Origin of the sequence: Wenzhouxiangella sp. AB-CW3 (assembly GCF_014725735.1) — a bacterium.
Taxonomy (GTDB): Bacteria; Pseudomonadota; Gammaproteobacteria; order Xanthomonadales; family Wenzhouxiangellaceae; genus Wenzhouxiangella.
This window is the reverse complement of sequence record NZ_CP061368.1, coordinates 945,574-966,840: the sequence shown is the minus strand read 5'-3', so window position 1 is coordinate 966,840 and position 21,267 is coordinate 945,574. Positions and strand designations below refer to the sequence as shown.

The window sequence follows — 21,267 nt, the reverse complement described above, 5'->3', positions numbered from 1 at the left end:
GGCAGTGAAGACCCACGCAGACGGCCACGCACGACGCCCGTCGACATTCGGACGGCCAAGCGGCGAAAGGGGAGAGACCAGGGGTTCACCGGGGCTTGACACGACGTACCTGACACTGTTGCCATGAAATTCACCTTACTCATCAAGCTGTGTCTCGTGACCGTCCTTCTGGCGGCCATGACGGCTGGCTGCATGGCCCGGAGTATGACGATGGATGCAACCACCGTGAGCGAGTATGATCAGGCCTTGTCCCGTTTCGCCGGTCAGGATGCTCAAATCGAACAGGGTCTTGAACGGTTCGCTGCCGCTTTTTCCGACCTGACAGCTCCCGACCTGGCGGAACGATTCCAGGCCCTGTACGCGTCAGAGATCTACTTCAATGACACCCTTCACGTCTTCCACGAGCGTGATGCCCTGGTCGACTACATGCGCCGTACCGGAGCCTCCCTGACCGAAAGCCATGTCGAGATCAAGCAAGTCATTCAGGATGAAGCCGACGTCTACGTACGCTGGGTCATGGAGTTCAAGACCCGTGCGGCCGGACGTGATGTGCATTCACATTCCATTGGCATGACGCATCTGCGCTTCGACGAGAATGGTCAGGTCGTACTGCATCAGGACTTCTGGGATAGCGGTCACGCGCTGTATGCCCACCTGCCCTTCGTGGGATTCGCCATACGTCAGGCCCGCAACCGCATGGAGTGATGCGCATGTATCTCCTTCGCACCGCAAGCCGGGCGGGCCTGCTGATCCTGCTGCTGACATCCATGCCTGCCGCGGCAGATGATGCAGACAAGTTGACGCAGTGTGCCGAGGTGGAGCTACGGGTTGCCGGACTGTTCAATGTCGGCACGGCACGTCTCTACCTGGCCGAGTGCAAGGATGCAGAGCGTATCCTGGAGTCGATCCCCAAGCGTTTCTCGCTGGAACTGGCGCGCGACATGAGCGGTCGGGATCTGATCGACAGCGCCAACGACACCCTGGTCGATAACCTGGATCTCAAATCTCGGGACGAGCTACCCCGGGATCTGGCCTGCCTGGCCAACGCCTACGTGGATGCCGAACGTGGCGAACGCTTCGATGTGGTCTACGAGCCCGAAACCCGCCTTGCCCTTTATCGAAACGGCGATCTGCTGACCGAATGTCCCGACCAGGGTCGTGGCGCCGAGTATTTCAATATCTGGTTCGGCGAACGCCCCTTCCACCATCGTCTCAAGAACAGACTGCTGGATCAGTCGCTGAGTGCCGCTGGCTCATTCCAATATTCGCCATATCGGTGGCATATTCTCCGCACAGAATCCGTTTAAGCCGGGCGCAGAATGAACGTAGAGCCCGAAAAACAACGGAAGGAGTGATCATGTCCCAGCCATTCTCATTTATGCACTGGCAACCGAACACCGGCAAACAGACACTGGCAATGATGGTATTGCTACTAACCACCTCGATGGTCTTGGCAGAAACGGAGATCGAGCCGCCGCCGCTGATCGGTGGCCACAACCCAGAACATCGTGAGCTGGTCTCCGTGCCCGGTGGCGTGTTCCCCCAGCACGCACTCGGCGGAGAAAAGTTCCGGCACCAGGTCAATGACTTTGCCATCGGCCGTTACCCGGTCACCTACGAACTTTGGTACACCGTGCGCCAGTGGGCCGAGGACAACGGCTATACCTTTGATCGCAAGGGCCTGGAGGTCCTTCGAAGCGATGAAGGCGCGGCTCCTACCGAAGAAGGCCGGTTTCACCCGGTCACCCGCGTCACCTGGAATGACGTGATCGTCTGGACTAACGCCTACAGCGAGATCGCCGGACTGCAACCGGTCTACTACCTGGACTCCGAACACAGTGAGCTGGCCACCGATGCCACCGACCTGCCCACCATGCAGAACGACTGGGTGGACTGGTCGGCCACTGGCTACCGTCTTCCCACGGAAGGCGAATGGCAGTACGCGGCCAGCTGGCGCGGCAGTGAGACCAGCGAACATGCCGTGGAACAACCCGATGGTGAGCTGCTCTACTGGGCGGCACCCGATTGGCCCAGCGGTGCCGAGGCCAGCCATGAAGATGAAGCGGCCAGTGACGAAGTGGCCTGGTATCGCGCCAACGCCGATCGCCAGGTGCAACCCGTGGGCAAAAAGCAGCCCAACCAGCTGGGCTTGTACGACATGAGTGGCAATGCCGGCGAGTTCGTCTGGGACTGGTCAGCAGACCTCCCGACATCCGACCAGTTGGACTATCGCGGTGCGGAGTCGGGAGACACGCGACTGTTTCGCGGGGGCAGCTGGCACCACAATGCCAATGCCCTGTCGGTCGGCCATCGCAACAACAGCCTGCGACCGGCCGGTTCGGCCCCCATGATTGGATTCCGCGTGGCGCAAACACGCCAGTAGACTGCCACAAGCCACCCCTGCCCCGGCACCACTCATTCTTTCCAAGCCACCCAACCCTTCAGAACGGGTGGTGTCGTGCGGCAGGGTTTTGGAGACGGCGCGGAATGCTGCAAGAAAATAGCCGTTCATTCAGTCTCCGCTCAGGCGGTGTCGAGGCCGCTGATCCAACCAGACCCGCAGCGGCAATCGTACCGGCACCAGAACGCCACCACGCACCAATGAACCCCCGAAATCGAAAGCCGTCGGAGACACCCTGCCGCACGGCACCACCCGTTCACCCCCTGACCGGCCCGATCCAGACCTGCTGCGCATTCACGAACTCGTGGATCCCGTGCGGCCCCAGCTCGCGTCCGATGCCGGATCGCTTGATACCGCCTGACGGCAGCCGCGGATCAGTCTTGACGATGCCGTTGATCGCCACCTGCCCGGTTTCCAGTTTTACCGCCATCTCCTCGCCGCGCCCGGCATCGGTCCACACCGCCGCGGCCAGGCCGTAGCAGGTGTCGTTGGCCATGGCCAGGGCGTCGTCGGCACTGGCCGCCTTCATGACCACGGCAACGGGCCCGAAAGTTTCCTCGCGCGCGGCCGCCATATCGGCGGTGACATCGGCCAGCAGTGTAACCGGATAATAGAAACCGTCCTCATCGGGCAACTCGCCGCCAAGCAGGCAACGGGCGCCGGCCTCGATGGTTTCGGTGACTTGGCGATGCAGATTGTCGCGCAGGTCTTCGCGTGCAATGGGGCCGACATCGGTGTCCTCCTCGCGCGGGTCGCCCAGACGCAGGGCGCCAAGCTTCTTATCCAGCAACTCGACCATGTGGTGGTAGACCGATGCCTCGACGATAATGCGCTTGGCCGCAATGCAACTCTGCCCGGCATTGATGATGCGAGACAGCGTGATGGTGTCGGCGGCCTTTTCCAGGTCGGCATCAGCCAGCACGATGGCCGGATCGGACCCGCCCAGTTCCAGCACGGAATGCTTGATCTCGGACGCGGCGATGGAGGCGACGATCCCACCGGCCTCCTCGGAGCCGGTAAACGACACCGCCTGAATCCGCTCATCGCGAATCACCCCTTCGACCTTGTCGGTCTCGATGGGCAGGTTTTGGAAGATGCCGGCCGGTGCATCGACGCGCTCGAACAGCTTGCCGATGGCCTCGGCGCAGGCGGGCACATGCGGATCGTGCTTCATCAGGCAGGTATTGCCGGCCATAAGCGTGGGTGCACCGAAACGAAACGCCAGCCAGAACGGCGCATTCCACGGCAGGATGCCCAGGATCGCGCCCAGGGGCAGGTACTGCACGTAGCTGGAGGTAGCGTCCGAGGCCAGCACGTCGATTTTCAGATACTCCTCGGCATGCTCGGCATAGTGTTCAGCACACCAGGCCGCCTTCTCGACCTCGCCCCGGGCTTCGCGAATGGGCTTGCCCATCTCTTCGGTCATCAGCAGGGCCAGGTGCTCGACATCCTCGCGCATCACTCGCGCCACGTCTCTGAGCACCTTCGCACGCTCGGCAAAGCTCGTGTCCCGCCAGTCCGGCCAGGCCGACTGGGCCCTGGACAGTATCTTCTCGACCTGCTGGTCGGAGGCCGGCTGGACTTCGTGCAGCAGCTTGCCGGTGGTCGGATTGATCGCCTTGAGCATGACTTCTCCTAGGAATATAAGAATTCACCACAGAGACACAGAGGGCACAGAGGAAGAAATTGAAAAGTACTAATTTTGGAACTTAACTCTGTGTGCTCTGTGCCTCTGTGGTGAATTCTTCTTGGTTCAATCTAAGTTCATCCGCGTTCATCCGCGGTTCGAACGCCTTTCACGGGACTCTTGCCGGCCGCGCGTTTTTTGATCTCGCGCGCCTTGTCATCGGCCAGCGGTAACTCGCGCACTGCGTGTTCGGGCTTGACCGTAAAGTCCTCGTCCAGTTCGAAGAACGAGGCACAGCCGTCGGCGGTGATGTAGATGGTGTCGGAGATACCGACGGTCTTGTTGCCATCCACCCCCCACATCCAGGGAATGATGTGGAAGGTCATGCCTTCTTTCAACACACGCGAGTCGCCCTGCTTGAGGCTGATGATATAGCCCTCGTCCCAGCTCGGTGGAAAGGCAATGCCGATGGAGTAGCCCGAGCGCGTGATCAGGCGCGCGCCCACGTCATTGTCGCTGATGATGTTGCGCACCAGGTTGTCGGCATCCGACACGGTCATGCCCGGTCGCAACACCGACTTGAGCTCTTTCAGGGCATGTTTCATCCGCTCCTGTGCGTGTTCCATCGAGCGCGTGAGATCGCCCAGCACGACGGTGCGCATCATCGCCGTGTGGTAGCGGCGGAAACAGCCGGCGATCTCGAGAAAGACATGCTCGCCCGGTTGCACCGTGCGTCCCTCCCAGGTGGCGTGACCGATCATGGTGCGTGGCCCCGAGGTCACATAGGGCATGACAGCCGGCGGCTCGCCGCCGATGCGAAACATGGCATCGGATATGGCCGCGCCGATCTCGTTTTCGGTCACCCCGGCAGCCGCCGCTTCCAGCCCGGCCTTCATGCCGCACTCGGTAGCACGCGCGGCCTTCTTCATGATCTCGATCTCGGCCTTGGACTTGCAGACCCGCCCTTCCTCGACGATGCCGAAGCAGTCGAGCAGCCGACCTTCGAGGAAGGTGGTGTGAATGCTGTCCTGGTGATAGGCCGGAAAGAAGTAGCTGTTGCGCTCGTAGCCGATATTCTTGCCATGCAGACCGAACTCGCGCATCGACTCGACCAGCATCTGGATGGCATCGCCGGTATCCGGGTAGGGCCGGGTTTCTTCGACCCAGGTACGGGCATGGATGTTGGATTCCTCCATGGCACGGGTGATCATGAACGGCTCGTCGGCCAGCGGCACGACCAGTGCCTGGAAGAACGAGTAGCCGGTGGTCTGATAGTCGGTCAGATACATCAGGTTTTCCGGATCGCTGATCACCACCGCGTCGAGCAGGCGTTCTTCCATGCGCTCGCGCAATTCGCGCAGTCGCCGCTCGTACTCCTCGAACGGAAAGGTCATGTCGTCGCGCTGTCTCATGCCGCCTTCTCCACGCTGTGTTCAATGGCCGACTCCAGCAGGTCCAGGCCCTCCTTCAGGTCGGCTTCGGGGATGGTCAGCGGCGGGATGAGCTTGAGGACCCGGCCTCCGGTACCACAGGCGCCGATCAGCAGGCCCGACTCGAAAGCCCTTGATGCGGTGCGCTTGGCCAGGTCGCCATCGGCCACATCCAGCCCCTGCATCATGCCCTTGCCGCGCACGCTGAAGCTATGACCAGCATGTCGCTCGGCGATGGCCTCAATCCGCTCGCGCATCATGCGGCCCTTGGCGCGGGTCTCGTTCATCAGCTCGTCATCGTCGAAGTACTTCAGCGCCTCGACGCCGGCGACGAAACTCAGGCCCTGGCCGCGGAAGGTGCCGGTGTGCTCGCCGGGCTGCCAGTGCTTGTCGTACTCGGGCTTGATCAGGTTCATTGCCAGCGGCGTGCCGAACCCGCCGATGCCCTTGGCCAGGGTGACGATGTCCGGGTCCAGGCCCAGATCGTCGAAGCTGAAGTAGCTGCCGGTGCGCCCGCAACCGGCCTGAATGTCGTCGAGTATGACCAGCGCGTCGATCTCGCGCGCCAGCGCCTCGACCGCCCGGAGCCATTCGGGATGGGCCACGTGCACGCCGCCCTCGGCCTGGATGGGCTCGATGACGAAGGCGGCCGGCAGCTCGACCCCGGCCGAGGAATCGGTGAACATCTCGCGCAGGCTTTCGACCTCGGCCAGGCACTGCTCCAGCGGGCGCTCGTCGCCGCCGAACGGTTGCCGGATCACATGCTCCAGCGGCACACCGGCGGCATTGCGGAAGTAGCTGTTGGCCGTCAGTGCCAGCGAGCCCAGGGTCATGCCGTGAAAGCCGTGCATGTAGGCCACGACATTGCCGCGGCCGGTGACCTTGCGTGCCAGCTTGAGCGCGGTTTCGACCGCGTTGGTGCCGGTCGGACCCATGAACTGCAGCTTGTGGCTCCAGCCACGCGGCTTGACGATGGTGTCGACGAACTTCGTGATGAAATCACGCTTGACGTCGGTGTACATGTCCAGGCTGTGGGCCACGCCATCGCGCTGGAGAAAGTCGATCATGGCGCGCTTCATGCGCTCGTTGTTGTGGCCGAAATTCAGCACCCCGGCACCGGCAAAGAAGTCGATGTAGGACTTGCCGTTCTCGTCGACCTGGCGGGCGTTGGAGGCCGACTTGAACACGGTCGGATACAGGCGGCAATAGCCGCGGATGTCGGATTCCCATTGTTCGAAGATCTGCATGTTTTCCTCCTTGGCAATATTGCAGGTCAGGCCGGCACCGGGACGCCGGCCAGCCGGGCAAAGACCGCGGCCACGGGCGCGATCAGCCGGTCGTTGAAGTCGTACATCGGGCTGTGGCAGGGATGGTGATGGTTGTTGCCGTCATCGGCACCGACCAGTGCGAAGGCACCGGGAACTTTCTTGAGGTAATAGCTGAAATCTTCCGACGCCATGATCGGCAGCGGCAATTCGCGGTCGATGACGGCATCGCCGAGTTCGGCGACCAGCGCCTGGCGGTAGCGTGCCGCCTCGGCCGGATGGTTGACCGTTGCATCGTAGCGCGGGTGGACGGTGATCTCGCAGTCCACGCCATGGGCCCGGGCGGTGCATTCGGCCACTTCTCGGATCAGCTGCGACAGCGGCTCGCGCGTGCCGCTGTTGCCCAGGCGAAAACTGCCCCTGAGCGTTGCGCTGTCGGGAATGACGGTCAGCGCGCTCGGCGCCTCGAAGGAAGTCACCGACAGCACCGTGGCGAACTGGGGCGACAGGCGCCGGCTGACCACCTGCTGCAGGGCCACGACAATGGCCGAGCCGGCCAGCACGGGATCGCGGCAGGCCTCGGGCTGGCTGGAATGACCGCCGCGGCCTTTCACTACAATCTCGAAGCTGCCGTTGCCGGCCATCACCGCGCCGTCGGGGCAGACCGCCTTGCCGTAGGGAATGGCCGGCCAGTTGTGCCAGCCAAAGATGGCGTCGACACCATCCAGCGCCCCGTTCTCGATCATCCGCCTGGCACCGTGGCCGCCCTCTTCGGCCGGCTGGAACAGCAGGCTGACCGGGCCAGGTAGTTGATCTTCATGTTGTTTCAGCCAGGTGGCCGCCGCCATCAGCGTGGCGGTGTGACCATCATGGCCGCAGGCGTGCATGAAGCCGGGACGCTCGGACACCCACTCGACCCCGCTTTCTTCGTTGATGGGCAAGGCATCGATGTCGCCGCGCAGGGCGATGTGCCGGCCGGGTCGGTCGGCCGCCAGCAAGCCGATGGTGCCGGTGCCGGCACACTCGCGCCAGCCGATACCCAGCTCATCGAGCCGGGCACGAATGGTCGCGGCCGTGCGCTCTTCCTGCCAGGCCAGTTCCGGCTGACGGTGCAGCGCATGGCGCAGGTCGACGGCGGCATCGGTCATGCGCTGCCAGACGGGGTCGAGTTTCGCGCTCACTCTCGCTCCTTGTCATCGAAAGCCACCCCGGACACGTTCCGGGATCCGAACCCTTGCGTCCTACCCTAGTAGTGACCTTTGCAGCATTGCAAGTTCCTTAGCCACGAGACAGTTTGGTGCAAAATAGTCAGCCTGGAACAGGACTGAACGACATGAAACCCTCGCACCTGCGCTGGCGCCTGAATCTGTACCCGCCGTATTTCGGCACCGGGATTCGGGTCACCCATATCGCTGAAGATTTCAGCCACCTCATCGTGGAAATGCCGCTGCGCTGGTACAACAGGAACTACGTTGGCGTGCACTTCGGCGGCAGCCTGTCGGCCATGACCGATCCCTTCTACATGCTGATGATGATCCAGATCCTGGGGCGCGACTACATCGTCTGGGACAAGGCCGGCACCATCGACTATCGCAAGCCCGGTCGCGGGCGGGTGCGCGCGGAGTTCGTCATCGGCGAACAACTGGTCGAGGAGATTCGCCAGGCCACCGCCGATGGCTCGAAGTGCCTGCGGGTCATGCCGGTCGATATCGTTGACGAGGACGGCGACGTGGTGGCGCATGTGACGCGGACCTTGTATGTCCGACGCAGGTGAGAGGTGGCGGCACCGGGTGGCGCCGGCCGTTCTGGGCTGAAAACGGTGGTCGGCGGATGTGGCGCGTCAGGTTGTGGTGGCGTGGTGGTGCCACTGAAATTATGCTGGTGCCATGTAGGGAATGCTGGCTTCGGATTGACGTCATGCCACGGATGGTGCGGAAGGGTCGTACAAGAATCCGCACCGTTTTCAGCCCAGCCCGGCCGGTACCACCCGGTGCTGAGAGGTGGGGTAGTTATTGAAGACCATTGCCGAAAATGTATCCGAGCCGGTTTTCGCGGAGTTACTGGCTCCCTAAAACACCTTGGGATAGCCCACCTGGGAAACGATCCACATCGTGGCCCTTTAATAGGGCTTCTGCCGGTATACCTCCCTGCGGTGACCGATGCGGTAACGCCAGAATTCAGTCAGCTCGCCGCGCAAGGCCTTGCCCTGCAGACGAGGGTCATCAAGTGATTGAACTCGACGGAGAGGACAATCCGACCGGCATCAGTGGCACCGATCTTGTCGAGTTGCTTACGAGCTCGGGATGTCAGCTCAATCCGCCAGGCCAAGGTCGCGCTCTACTTCGTCCAAGCTGTAGGTTCGTTCCTTGCCTTCGCGCACTTGCGCTAGTGTCTGCTCAGCGAGATAGAGATCTTCCAGGTCTTCGAGGTGCTGCTCGATTGCCTCGCGAATATAGAAAGTGGCCGTGCGTCCGGTCTTCTCGGCCAAGGCCTTCAGTCGCTCATAGGTCTCGTCAGTCAATCGAACGGCAGTCTGTCTGGACATCTCGGACCCCCGGGGAAAACATGGTATGCATGTATACCATGTCGCACAAATGTCTGCAAATCCTATGCGCCTTCCGCCAACGCCTCATCAAGACCTCTCACTACAGTTTCCATTTGCTTCTCAATGGCTTGGCTCTGTGAACTCCGTGTCTCTGCGGTGAGCCACCCACGCAGGGCCATCACATGGACCAGAGACTGGTGAAATCCGGTATGGGCATTCCTGCCAGGGTCTCGAAGTCGCCGCAGGCCTTGAGGATTTCTTTGCTTCGGCGGGCCGGGAAATGGCCGCGAACGGCGCGTTCGAACTTGTCTTCGAGCAGCGGAATGCCCTCTTCCCGGCGGCGACGGTGGCCGACGGGATAGTCGATGGAAACCTTCTCGGTGTGGCTGCCATCGGCGAAGAACACCTGCACGGCGTTGCCGATGGCACGCTTGTCGGCATCGAAGTACTCTTCGGTAAAGCGCGCATTCTCCCTGACCGTCATCTTTTCGCGCAGGGCGTCGATGCGTGGGTCGGCTGCCGTGGCATCGGTGTAGGATTCGGCGGTCAGCTCGCCGAAGATCAGCGGCACGGCGACCATGTACTGTAGGCAGTGATCGCGGTCGGCATAGTTGTCCAGCGGGCCGGTCTTGTCGATTATGCGCACACCTGCCTCCTGGGTTTCGATCTCGACGCGCTCGATCTCGTCGATGCGGTCTTTGACCTGCGGGTGCAGTTCGAGCGCGCATTCGACCGCCGTCTGGGCGTGGAACTCGGCCGGGAACGCGATCTTGAACAGGATGTTTTCCATCACGTAACTGTCCAAGTCCCGCTCAAGCACCAGCTCCTTGCCGCCGAACAGGACATCCTGGAAACCCCAGCCCTTGGCCGTCAGCGCCGAAGGGTAGCCCGGTTCGCCGGCCAGGGTGATCAGGGCAAGCTGCACCGCCCGGCGGCAGGCATCCCCGGCCGCCCAGCTCTTGCGCGGGCCGGTATTGGGTGCATGGCGATAGGTTCTCAGCGCACCGCCGTCGACCCAGGCCTGGCTGAGCGCATTGATCACATCGCTGCGCGAACCACCGAGCATGCGCGTGACCACGGCCGTCGAGGCCACGCGCACCAGCAGGACATGGTCCAGCCCGACGCGATTGAAGGAATTTTTCAATGCCAGCACACCCTGGATCTCGTGGGCCTTGATCATGGCATCGAGCACATCGCGCATGGTCAGTGGCTCGCGGCCTGCTGCGCGGTGGTCGCGCGATCGCCAGTCGGCCACGGCCAGGATGGCGCCCAGGTTGTCAGACGGGTGCCCCCACTCGGCAGCCAGCCAGGTGTCGTTAAAATCCAGCCAGCGCACCAGCGCCCCGATATCAAACGCTCCCTTGAGCGGGTCGACACGATGCAGTGTGCCCGGGACGCGAACACCCGCCTCCATGCTCATGCCCGAAACCGGTGGGCCAAGCAGCTTGACGCATTCGGGGTGTTCAAGGGCCAGCAAAGCACAGGCCAGGGAGTCTTTCAGGCAGTAGTGGGCCGTCTGCCGGGCTTCGCTGGAATCGACCTCCTGGCCGCAGACATAGTCGGCCACCTCGACAAGCAATCGATCAGGCCCGGGACGGGAGGCTGATCGATGATCCGTTGCACCACCCATGGTGAAGCTCCTGTGTCTACCGGCGTACTCCTACCTTATCGCAAGCTTCGAACCGATCACACAACTCGGACGATCAACCCATTCGGTTCACCACAGAGACACAGAGGACACAGAGAAGAAAATAGCTGGAGAAGTGCTTTCAGTTTCCTTTCTCTGTGGACTCTGTGTCTCTGTGGTGGGTTCTTTACTTCCACCGGCACAGCGCGCCCCCCGCATCACCTGGAAGCTTTCTCAGGATGGGTTTCTGGAAGCCGCCCACTCGGCCAGTTGGTTGCGCCTGATCTTGGCATTGTGGCGGATATCCACGGGGAAAGACTTGTGAAACTCGATGCGCTTGATCGCCGCGGTGTCCGCGCGCGAATCCAGCACTTCACGCACCCGGGCCTCCACTGAGGTCCGATCGGCATCCGCCTCGGGCTCGATGATGATGACCGGCTCCTGTGTTCCGGGCTCGCCGACGCCAACCAGCGCGGACCGGAACACCCCTTCCACAGCATTGACCGGGCCCTCGACACATTCGGTATACAGCGTGCCCTGAGCGGTGCGGACTCGCTCGGACTTGCGGCCGCAGAACCACAGCCGTCCTTCTTCATCGAACCAGCCCAGATCTCCCATGCGATGCCAGATGCGCCCCTGGGCATCGGTCATCTTGGCTGCCCGGGTCTGGGCCTCGCGCCGGAAATAGGTGTCGGTTACGGTCGGCCCGGTCACGCAGATCTCGCCGATCTCGCCCTGCGGCACTTCACCGGCATACTCGGTCAGGTCAATCGGATCATCAGAGACCGAAATGATGCGCACCTCGTTGGCTGTCAGAGGGCGGCCAATGCAGATACCCCGTCCCTGACGGTTTCCGTCCGACAACTCGCCGACCAGTTCACGACCTGCCACGGTGGCCACCGGCAAGGCCTCGGTCGCACCATAAGGTGTATGGATATCCGACCAGGGGTCGAGTGCGCCATGCATGCGTTCGATCACCGCCGGTGAAACCGGGGCCCCGGCCGACAGCGCGCGTCGCACCCCCGGCAATCTGAGCTGACCAGCTTCAAGGTGGCGGCTGAGTGTGTTCATCAGCGCCGGTGAGCCGAACAGGTGGGTGACATCATAGTGATCGATCAGACTGACCAGCATATCCGGGTCGGCCTGGGCCGGGCGCGTGAAATCCATCAGTGGAATCACCGAAGTCATGCCCAGCGCCGGATCGAACAGGGCAAAAGGCGGGAAGGTCGGCAGGTCCACCTCACCGGGACTCATGCCGAAGGTGTCGCGCAGCAGATCGACCTGGGCGGCAAACATGCGGTGGCGGTAGACCACTCCCTTGGGAATTCCGGTCGAGCCGGAGGTGAACAGCACCGCCGCCTCGTCATCACCGGTGACGGCGGGCGGTTCGAAATCAGATCGGGCGGCCTTGATCAGATCCTTGTATCTCAATCCCCGCCACAGCGGGCGCGGTCCGACGGTCACGACCTGGCGGATACTGCCGCGCGCCCAGCCCAGTATCATGCGCGCCACCTGGGCCCGGGTCACACCGATAAAGACTTCCGGTTCGGCCTCGGCCAGGCAGGTCTTGAGCGGCTTGAGCCCGATGCCCGGATCGATCAGCACTGGCACACAGCCGGCCTTGAACATCGCAAAAAACAGTGCAAAGAACTCCAGCGAGGGCGGCACCATGAAAGCCACACGCGTGCCCTGCCCGATACCGTGCGCGTGCAGGCCGGCGGCCAGGCGATCGGTCAGCTCATCGAGCTCCTGGTAGGTGTAGCGCACATCCTCCCAACCTGTTTCCGTGCGCCGGGTTGGCATGATCAAGGCAATTCCGTCAGGCTGGTTTCGAGCCTGCTCGCTCAGGGCATGGGCAATATTGGAAACGTTCATGGCACAGGGTCCGATCCATCAACGCAATAGGATAACCGTTAAGAAACCCCATCAAGAAACCTCATCCGGTTGATATCGGATCCGAACCCCAAAACCCGCAACCCGACAGGCGTCACGACTTGGCCGGGGCACCGCCCAATCTTGGGATCGGCTTACTGCAGGTGCTCGCGCACTCCGCTCAGCACGCGCTGCGGGGCGTCTTCGATGACATAGTGGGCAGCGCCCTCCAGGACGTGGTAGTCGGCATCGGGCCAGATTTCCTGCCAACGCGTCAGCGCGCGATCATCGAACACGAAATCCTTTCTGCCCCAGATGAAACGAATGGGTTTGTCGGCCAGTTTCTGCAGTCCGGCTTCGGTTTCGGCCAGCACCGACCAGGCCCGGTCGGATTCTCGCAACGGGATATCCTGAACAAATCGCAAGGTGGCCAGGCGACTGCGCGGGCCGTTGCGGTAGGGTGCGGTCAGACCCTGCGCCACTTCGCGGTCCAGCTTGCCTGCCGACCCGAGCCGCGCGGCCAGCCCGGAGAATGCATTGAAACGATTGATCAGGAAGCCACCCACGCCGGTTCGGGCAAACTTGAGCGCGGCCGGCAGTGGCATATCCGAAGGAATGGTGAATGCCCAGGTGTTGAGCAGCACGATGCGACGCACTCGTTCCGGGTGACGCACCGCCCAGGCCATCGCAATGGCACCGCCCCAGTCATGCACGACCAGGTCGACGGGTCGTTCCGGTTCAACCGCATCGATAAAATGTCCGAGGTCGGCCACACGACTGGCCATGGTGTATTCGTATTCCGCCTCATCGGCCCGGTCGGACAACCCCATGCCGACGTGATCCGGCGCCAGGCAGCGATAGGCATCGCTCAGCTCGGCAATCAGGCGACGATAGTAAAAAGACCAGGTCGGGTTGCCGTGCACCATGACCACGGGTTGGCCGTCCACGGGTCCCTCATCCACGTAGTGCATGCGGTGACCCTGGGACTGGACGTGAAAATGACGCTCAAAGGGAAACAGTTTCTCGGGAACCACGGGCATTGGAACTGCCTTCGTCAGACGGGGGAGCGGGTCGGATGGGCCGATCGGACGCCGATCGACCCGATATGGATCTACCAGACGATCTCGGTCATGCAGCAATTCAGCCCCGAACCGATTCCCATCAATGCGATGCGATCGCCGCGATTAACCTGACCGTTGTCGACGATCTTGCTCAAAACGGTGGGTATCGACGCCGGCCCGACATTGCCCAGCTTCGGAAAGATGCGATAGACCTTGTGCGGATCAACGCCAAAGGCGCGGATAAAGGCTTCGGTATGCACCAGTGAAACCTGGTGAATAACCACGTGATCGAGCTCATTGGCCACCCAGCCCATCACCTGACGGGCCGTGCCGTAGGTGGCGCCGGCCAGCTTGATGCCTTCGCGCAGGAGGCTCTTGGCATCGGTCCACATCAGGTGATTCCAGCCGCGACACAGGTTGTTGAACTCGGTGGCCGCGCGCGCCACACCGCCCCTGTACTGGTGCCCGTCGGGCTCGAGATCGCCACGCGACATGACCATGGCGGCGGCGCCGCAGCCCAGGGTGAGGCTGGCGAACTCGCTCTTGAACTGCTTGCGCGTCACGCTGGGTTCCAGCAGGCGATCGATTGTGATTTCACAGACTTCACGAATGTTCTCTGCATTGACGATCAGGGCATAGTCGATTTCGCCGCGGTCGAGCATGCGCGCCGCGATATTCATGCCGTTGATGAAGGCGAGACAGGCATTGCCGACATCGAAGCTCTCGCAGGTATTCGACAGCTTGAGGTTGCGGTGAACCATGCAGGCAGTCGAGGGTTCGAGAAAATCGCGCGTGACCGATGTATTAATCAGGATTCCAACCCGGCTGCGGTCGATATCGGCCCGGGCCAGTGCCTCTTCGGCAGCCAGCGTGGCCGCATCGGAGGGCTGCACGCCGTCATCCCAGAAGCGTCGCTCCTCGATGCCGGCCACATCGATCAGCGGATTGCCGCGCATGCGCAACTTGCGGAAGGTCGGTTCGAGGCGATCGCCGATCTCCTCGCTGGTGACCGGATGCGGCGCGTCGATTGAGGCAACCGACTTGATGACGACATTATCAAACAGCATGCAGAATTCCCTGGCCGCGACGTTTCGAGGCAATTGTGGAGATTAACACGTCATTATAGCGCGAAACCATGGTGGAATCCCGCTCCTGAACCATAGCTCCGACACACGACTGGCCCGCCGCATTACCGAGGCCGCCACCGCCCTGCGCCAGGCCGAACAGCCGCTGCGCATACTCGGGTTGCTGGCCTGGCCGATTGAGGTGCGCGAGAGGTTTCTCGCCGCCGGTGGACGGGAACTGCCTCGGGTCACCTATCCCGAAGTCGACACCCGCCCCGTCGACCATGCCCTGTCCACGGCCCGACCCCTGATTGAACAGTCCGGCCCGGCACGCGACTGGCTCGAACGCATCGCCGATCGCCTGGCCGTGGCCAGCCGTATGCTCAACCATCTTGGACAGCCGGGCTTTTTCGGGGCCAGCCACGAACTCTACGGCGCGCCGACCGAGGCCCTGCCCGACTCGTCGGACAACCCACTCCAGCTTGCCCGCCGGCTTCGGCGCATCATCGACCAACTCAACCACCTCGATCTGGGCGCGCCGGCCAACGCCACCGCCACGGCCGAGGACGTGGCACGCCGCATGCAGGCTGCTGTCCTGAAATTCTTTGGCGACCAGGCCCCGATGGTGGAGATCGTCGATACCCTGTCGGCCAACGCCACCGCCGGCGCCGATCGTGTCCGCATTCGTGCCAACGCCCATTTCACCGATCGCGATGTCGACCAGCTCATCCATCACGAAGCCGGCATTCATGTCACCACGGCCCTGAACGGTCGCGCCCAGACCGAATTACCCATACTGGCATCGAGCCATCCGGGCACCACCCGCGCCCAGGAGGGCCTGGCGGTGTTTTCCGAGTTCATTACCGGCTGCATGGACGTGGACCGATTGAGCCGCCTGGCCGATCGCGTTCTGGCCATACAGATGGCGGTCGACGGGGCCGATTTTCTCGAGGTATACCGGTATTTTCTCGACAAGGGGGCGACGGAAAAGGCGGCTTACGAGCAAACCCGACGTGTGTTTCGCGGCGGTGTACTCACCGGTGGTGCGCCGTTTACCAAGGATGTGGTCTATCTCGACGGCCTGCTACGCGTGCACGATTTCCTGCGCTCGCTGATCGCCGCCGGCCGTGCCGACGTGCTGCAACTGCTGTTCTGCGGCAAGCTGGCCCTGGCCGATGTACCGGTATTGTGCGAGCTGGCCGAGATGGGGCTGCTCAAGGCACCGAAGTTCCTTCCGCCATGGGCATCGGACCGACGATTCCTGGTCAGCTACCTGGCCTACTCGGGCTTTCTCGGTCGGGTGCGCATGGGCAAGGTTCACGAGCGCTACGCCACCATTCTCGAGACCTCGCCGGTCGTCAAGTTCTCCTGATTCGGCGGCCCCGCCCAGAACCCCGACTGTGCCGGGTGCCCGCCGGAGCTCAGCCGATGGCACGCGAGCCAGACAGGGGCCGAAGCAGGCGCGACATCAGCGATCTCAGGGCCAGGGGGCGGATCGGCTTGTGCAGCAGTTCGCAACCGCTTTGGCGGGCGGCCTGTTTCAGGTCGGCACCGTGATCGGCGCTGATCAGGATGGCGGGCGCCGTGCAACCGTCAGTCCGCAGCGCTTCGAGCACTTCCAGGCCCGTCCGCCCGCCATCGAGGTGGTAATCGAGCAGCAACAGCGACGGTGGATGCGACTGCGCCAGCTCGCGGGCCTGTTCCAGCCTGGCGGCGGTCGCAACCTCGAAGCCCCAGTCACCGAGCAAGGTGTTCAGCGAACCGAGCATGTCCGGGTCGTTGTCGACCACCAGCACACGCGCCGAGTCCGGCTCGCCGGCCAGATCCGGACCCGCCGCGGCCGGTCGCTCGGGTGCCACGCGCGGTACCACCACGCCAAACAGCGTGCCGCGTCCAGGCCGACTGTCAAGCACCAGTTCGTGTCCGAGCAGGCGCGTCATGCGCTCGGCTATGGCCAGTCCCAGCCCAAGCCCCGGCGCATGTTGCTCGTCATCCAGGCGACGGAATTCCTCGAAGATGACCCGGCGATATTCACCGGGAATACCCGGGCCGGTATCCCACACACCGATCATGATGTCGTTGCCGCGGCGACGACATCCGATCAACACCCGCCCGCTCTCGGTATAGCGCACGGCATTGGAGAGGAAGTTCTGCAGGATACGGCGCAATAGCTGCGCATCGGTTTTGACCCAGGCCCGGGTGGGCATGCAATCCAGGCGCAGGCCGGCTTCGCTGGCCAGCACCGAAAACTCGCCGTGGAGCTGATCGAACATCTCCGACAGGGCAAAACGACTGATCCTCGGTTCCAGCCCGCCGGCATCGAGCCGCGAGATATCCAGCAGGCCCTCCAGCAGGTCCTCGGTCGCCCCCAGCGCACCCGAAATCTGCGACAGCGACTGCTTCGCCCGCGGACTGTCGACCTGCGTGCCCAGGGAGTGGGTCAGCAACTGCGCGGCATTGAGCGGTTGCACCAGGTCGTGACTGACGGCTGCGAGAAAACGGGTCTTGGCGGCATTGGCGTGTTCGGCAGAAAGCTTGGCCTGCTCCAGCTCGCCGGTGCGCTCGGCCACCCGCTGTTCCAGCGTTTCGTTGATGCGCTTGAGTTCCTGCTCGGCGTGCCGGAAGGCGGTTACATCGGTGAAGGTGGCCACGAAACCACCACCGGGCATGGGATGGCCACGAATTTCAATAATCCGCCCATCGGGCCAGGGGCGTTCCACGCGATGTCGTGTCCCGGCGCGTTTGTGCGCCAGCCGGCGCTCGATCATGGCATCGACATCGCCGCCTTCCATCAGCCCCTGGCAGGCGTTGTGCCGAAGCAGGTCGGCCACGGGCCGACCGACGCGGATCAGTTCGTCCGGGTAATCGAACAGGGCCAGGTAGCTGCTGTTCCAGGCCACCAGGCGCATATCGCGGTCGACCACGCACACGCCCTGGCTCATGTTTTCCAGCGCACCCGACAATACTTCCTGGCTGAAACGCGCCTGCTCGGCCGCCTGGCCGACCAGGTCGGCCACGGTATCCAGTGGTGCCGGCGTACGCCGGCGGGCGGCATCCATCAGCAGCCGGGCGGAAGCCGACCCCACCACGGCAGTCAGCTCGTGTTCCAGGCGGCGCGCAAGCTCTCGTGCATCGCTTTGTCCCCGCGAGAGCATCTGCACGCGCTGAGGGGGAAGAAAACGATCAGCCAGCGTCCAGAACACTTTTGTATCCAGCGGTTCGGCCGCCGCCCCCTCGCCGCCGCCAGAGGGACTGAAGCGGACCATCAGCAGGATGACCATGCAATTGACCAGCAGACTGGCCACCACAGCCCGGGCCAGCGGTTCTACCGCGGTCATGCCGAACAGGTTTTCCGGCGCCAGCCAGGTCAGCCCCAGCGGGCCGGCACCCATCCAGTCGGGACGCAACCCCAGTACCGCCAGACCAAGCGGCAGAAACAACACGTAGGCCCATGTCGCGACACCGCCGGCAATACCAGCGATGATGGCACGAGCGGGCAGACCAGGACGGTAGACAGCCAGTACGACGGCAGGACCAAGCTGGGCCAATCCGGAAAACGACAGCGCACCGATGTCGGCCAGCGCCTCGGCCATTCCCACGGCACGACTGTAGGCATAGGCCATCAGCAACACAACGGCAATGCCGACGCGCCTCTGCAAGCGCACCGGAACCCGCAAATCGCCCACCGCACCCCAGCGCCGATTGAGCAGGGCCGGGGTCAGCCAGTGATTGCCGATCATGATCGACAGCGTGAGGCTGGCCAGGATGACCATGCCGGTCGCCGCGCTCAAGCCGCCGAGAAATGCGAACAGCGCCAGCCCGTCGGCCTGGCTGGTCAGCGGCAGCATCAGGACGTACAGGTCCGGCGCGATGCCGGCCTCGCCGAAATGGGCCATGCCGGCACGCGCCAGCGGCACGATGGGAAGCGCGATCAACACCAGGAACAACGGAAACAGCCAGCGCGCGACCTTAAGGTGCGAGTCCGACCGGCACTCGACCACCCCGATGTGGAACTGGTGCGGCAGGGTGAACATGGCCAGGGCACCAAGTAGCATCAGGGTCAGGAAGCTGTCGGTGCCCGAAAAAGCCGGCGTGACGGTCTGCTCGAACATGTCGCCGGGGCCTGGGTAGAGCCAGAACAGCACGAATACACCCAGGGCGAGCATGGCCGAGAGCTTGAGCAGCGACTCGAACCCCATCGCCAGCACCAGCCCGCGGTTGTGCTCGGTGGCCGATGCGCGCCGGGTGCCGAAGAGCACGGCAAAAATGGCCATGAAAAGAGCGACGTAGAAGGCCAGATCCTGCCAGGCGGCCGGCTCGGCCACTTCCGTGCGGCCCAGCGTCAGCGCGCCGAAGCTCATCGCCACCGCCTTGAGCTGCAGGGAGATATAGGGCACCAGGCCCAGCAGGGCGACGCCGGTAACGACTGCGGCCAGCGCCGAGGACTTGCCGAAACGGCTGGCGATAAAGTCGGCGATGCTGGTGGCGTTGGCGGCCTTGCTCAGGCGCACCAGGCGCCTGAGAAACGGAAAGCAGAAGACGAACAGGATGATGGTGCCGACAAAGGTCGGCGGAATCGGCCAGCCATGTGCCACCGCCTGCGTCGTGGTGCCGTAAAAGGTCCAGGCCGTGCAGTAGACCGCCAGCGACAGCGAGTAGACGACCGGCCAGATTCGGCGCCAGCGCTCGGGCGAACGCTCGCCGGCCAGGGCCACGGCAAACAGCAGGCCCAGCCAGACAATGCCGGCTGTCACCACCATGACGGTCGACAGGCTCAGCAAGATTCAGTCACCTGGAGTGCTGTGTTTCATTGCGTCATGCAAGTCAGCCCGGTGGTGGTCGAACCTGAATCACACCGGGAGCGGATCGACACCGGACCGTTCAGGCCCGGCGCCGACCCTGCCGGTTCTCAGCGTTTGACGAACTTGAGGGTGAAGCGGTCGCTTTCACCGATGGCACGATAGTGGTCCTCGTCGTCGCCCTCTTCCACGCGCAGCGAGGGCGGCAGGTTCCAGACACCGTTGGGGTGGTCGGCGGTATCGTCCGGATTGGCATTGATTTCAGAAGCCTCGACCAGCCGGAAACCTTCGGATTCGAGCACGCTCACCACCCAGCTCTGGTGGACATAGCCACTGCGAACCTCGGGATCCTGCTCATGATCTTCCGGCAGTCGGTGGCTGACCACGCCGAATACCCCACCGGGTTTGAGCACTTCATGAGCGGCACGGACGACGTCGCGGAATGTTCCAGCGCGCTTCCAGCTGTGGACGTTGCGGAAAGTCAGCACCATGTCGGCCGAGCCGGGCTCGCCGAGTTCAGACAAAGCGGGCGGGTCGAAAGACACCAGCTCGATCTCGCCGAAACGATCGGTATCGGCAATACGCTCTTCGTACTCGCCACGGATGCGGACGTAGAAATCCGGCACATCGCCGTCCAGGTTCCAGTGAGCGGCTATCAGCTGCCCCTCATCCTTCAGATACGGGGCCAGGATCTCGGTATACCAGCCACCGGCGGGCGACAGCTCGACCACGGTCATGTCGGGCTCGATGCCGAAGAACATGAGGGTCTCGTAGGGATTGCGATACGGATCGCGCTCGACCTGATCGGCCGGCCGATCGGAGTCGGCAATGACCTCCTTGAGGCGCTCATCGGCCAGGGCCGGTGCGATCATCAGGCTGATGGCCAGCATCGCCAGCAGAGATTGAATCTTCTTGTTCATCGGGTTACTCCCAGGTTGACAGTCAACTTACAGAGCCGATGTCGGCTGTCGGCGTACTTGCGCTCGAACGGGCTGATCGGCTCGTCAATGGCCAAAGATACCACTTCGACATCACTCACGCCGGCCAGCGCCAGAGCACGGGCGAACTCATACGCGTAGGTTTCGAAGTTGGTCCGTAGCTCCAGCCACCCCCCCAGCGCCAGCAGGTTCGGAAAAACGGGATGGGCATGCCAGCGACGCTTGAGATGGGCCGGCTTGGGCCAGGGGTTGGGGTAGAGCAGGTAGTGGCGAACGGGTCGCAGGCCATCCCGGATCAACAATCGCCAGAAGTCGGCCAACTCCGCCCGAAGCAGCAGGGCATTGTCCGGCAGTTCGGGCGCGCGGGCCAGCCGGGCCGATGACTTGTCGATTCCCACCACCAGCGCATCGGGATGCCGGCGCGCCAGGATGCCGGTGGAACTTCCGGTTCCGCAACCGGAGTCAAGCACCAGCGCAGGGGCCGCCTGAAGGCGGGCCAGCACGGACTCGAAGGCCTGAACGCTGTGAGAACGAAGCGGCTGTCGCCAGCCGGAAGCCAGGTGCCGCATCACCACGTCATCCAGCCGGCGGTGAAGTCCGGTCTGGGAAGTTTCCGGGATGCGGGAGACAGGCATTGA

17 protein-coding genes are annotated in these 21,267 nt (G+C 63.0%); 5 read left to right on the top strand and 12 right to left on the bottom strand.

All coding sequences use genetic code 11. The annotated features are described in order from the left end of the window. Positions 1-210: 210 nt before the first annotated feature. Genes IC757_RS04120 through IC757_RS04110 form a run of 3 tightly spaced genes read left to right on the top strand, consistent with a single transcriptional unit; the run spans position 211 to position 2,383 of the window. Positions 211-705 carry a nuclear transport factor 2 family protein gene (locus IC757_RS04120; protein WP_190976115.1) on the top strand — a complete coding sequence of 165 codons (495 nt, stop codon included), beginning with the start codon at positions 211-213 and terminating at the stop codon, positions 703-705. Between the two features lie 5 nt (positions 706-710). After that, the gene (locus IC757_RS04115) at positions 711-1,307 is read left to right on the top strand and encodes a chalcone isomerase family protein (RefSeq protein ID WP_190976114.1); all 597 of its coding nucleotides are present in this window, start codon (positions 711-713) and stop codon (positions 1,305-1,307) included. 50 nt (positions 1,308-1,357) lie between these two features. Then, positions 1,358-2,383, top strand: coding sequence for a formylglycine-generating enzyme family protein (locus IC757_RS04110; protein ID WP_190976113.1), 1,026 nt, complete (start codon positions 1,358-1,360; stop codon positions 2,381-2,383). A 274-nt stretch (positions 2,384-2,657) separates the two neighbouring features. Here the strand turns inward: IC757_RS04110 and IC757_RS04105 are convergent, their stop codons facing one another. The 4 genes from IC757_RS04105 to doeB2 all read right to left on the bottom strand — a co-directional run bounded on the left by IC757_RS04105 (position 2,658) and on the right by doeB2 (position 7,904). Next, positions 2,658-4,028 carry an NAD-dependent succinate-semialdehyde dehydrogenase gene (locus tag IC757_RS04105; protein ID WP_190976112.1) on the bottom strand — a complete coding sequence of 457 codons (1,371 nt, stop codon included), beginning with the start codon at positions 4,026-4,028 and terminating at the stop codon, positions 2,658-2,660. 137 nt (positions 4,029-4,165) lie between these two features. After that, complete coding sequence (gene doeA / locus IC757_RS04100; protein ID WP_190976111.1) at positions 4,166-5,440, bottom strand: ectoine hydrolase; 1,275 nt, start codon at positions 5,438-5,440, stop codon at positions 4,166-4,168. Then, positions 5,437-6,705 (bottom strand): aspartate aminotransferase family protein, encoded by a 1,269-nt coding sequence (locus tag IC757_RS04095; RefSeq protein ID WP_190976110.1) that lies wholly within the window; start codon positions 6,703-6,705, stop codon positions 5,437-5,439. Before IC757_RS04095 ends, doeA begins: the two co-directional genes overlap by 4 nt. A 26-nt stretch (positions 6,706-6,731) precedes the next feature. Continuing rightward, positions 6,732-7,904 carry a N(2)-acetyl-L-2,4-diaminobutanoate deacetylase DoeB2 gene (doeB2, locus tag IC757_RS04090; RefSeq protein WP_223846251.1) on the bottom strand — a complete coding sequence of 391 codons (1,173 nt, stop codon included), beginning with the start codon at positions 7,902-7,904 and terminating at the stop codon, positions 6,732-6,734. A 152-nt stretch (positions 7,905-8,056) separates the two neighbouring features. Here doeB2 and IC757_RS04085 point away from each other — a divergent pair, with 152 nt between their 5' ends. Continuing rightward, a complete protein-coding gene (locus IC757_RS04085) occupies positions 8,057-8,497 on the top strand; it encodes a DUF4442 domain-containing protein (protein ID WP_190976109.1) in 441 nt (146 codons plus the stop codon). A 537-nt stretch (positions 8,498-9,034) separates the two neighbouring features. Here the strand turns inward: IC757_RS04085 and IC757_RS04080 are convergent. The 5 genes from IC757_RS04080 to IC757_RS04060 all read right to left on the bottom strand — a co-directional run bounded on the left by IC757_RS04080 (position 9,035) and on the right by IC757_RS04060 (position 14,895). Next, complete coding sequence (locus IC757_RS04080; RefSeq protein WP_190976108.1) at positions 9,035-9,268, bottom strand: DUF6290 family protein; 234 nt, start codon at positions 9,266-9,268, stop codon at positions 9,035-9,037. Positions 9,269-9,446: 178 nt separating this feature from the next. Next, on the bottom strand, positions 9,447-10,898 hold the full coding sequence (locus IC757_RS04075; protein WP_190976107.1) for a bifunctional 2-methylcitrate dehydratase/aconitate hydratase: 1,452 nt from the start codon (positions 10,896-10,898) through the stop codon (positions 9,447-9,449). 231 nt (positions 10,899-11,129) lie between these two features. Continuing rightward, positions 11,130-12,770, bottom strand: a complete 1,641-nt coding sequence (locus IC757_RS04070; protein WP_190976106.1) for a fatty acid CoA ligase family protein — start codon at positions 12,768-12,770, stop codon at positions 11,130-11,132. A 152-nt stretch (positions 12,771-12,922) separates the two neighbouring features. Then, on the bottom strand, positions 12,923-13,807 hold the full coding sequence (locus IC757_RS04065; protein ID WP_190976105.1) for an alpha/beta fold hydrolase: 885 nt from the start codon (positions 13,805-13,807) through the stop codon (positions 12,923-12,925). A 71-nt stretch (positions 13,808-13,878) separates the two neighbouring features. Then, positions 13,879-14,895, bottom strand: coding sequence for a 3-oxoacyl-ACP synthase III (locus IC757_RS04060; RefSeq protein ID WP_190976104.1), 1,017 nt, complete (start codon positions 14,893-14,895; stop codon positions 13,879-13,881). A 178-nt stretch (positions 14,896-15,073) separates the two neighbouring features. Between IC757_RS04060 and IC757_RS04055 the strand changes: the two genes are divergently transcribed. After that, the gene (locus tag IC757_RS04055) at positions 15,074-16,264 is read left to right on the top strand and encodes a flavohemoglobin expression-modulating QEGLA motif protein (RefSeq protein WP_223846250.1); all 1,191 of its coding nucleotides are present in this window, start codon (positions 15,074-15,076) and stop codon (positions 16,262-16,264) included. Between the two features lie 49 nt (positions 16,265-16,313). Here IC757_RS04055 and IC757_RS04050 read toward each other — a convergent pair whose 3' ends face one another. The 3 genes from IC757_RS04050 to trmB form a co-directional block, all read right to left on the bottom strand. Continuing rightward, positions 16,314-19,673: a PAS domain-containing hybrid sensor histidine kinase/response regulator gene (locus tag IC757_RS04050; protein ID WP_223846249.1), complete on the bottom strand. Its 3,360-nt coding sequence runs from the start codon at positions 19,671-19,673 to the stop codon at positions 16,314-16,316. A gap of 128 nt (positions 19,674-19,801) precedes the next feature. After that, positions 19,802-20,611: a class I SAM-dependent methyltransferase gene (locus tag IC757_RS04045; RefSeq protein WP_190976103.1), complete on the bottom strand. Its 810-nt coding sequence runs from the start codon at positions 20,609-20,611 to the stop codon at positions 19,802-19,804. Further along, positions 20,608-21,264: a tRNA (guanine(46)-N(7))-methyltransferase TrmB gene (trmB, locus tag IC757_RS04040; RefSeq protein ID WP_190976102.1), complete on the bottom strand. Its 657-nt coding sequence runs from the start codon at positions 21,262-21,264 to the stop codon at positions 20,608-20,610. Before trmB ends, IC757_RS04045 begins: the two co-directional genes overlap by 4 nt. Positions 21,265-21,267: the final 3 nt, after the last annotated feature.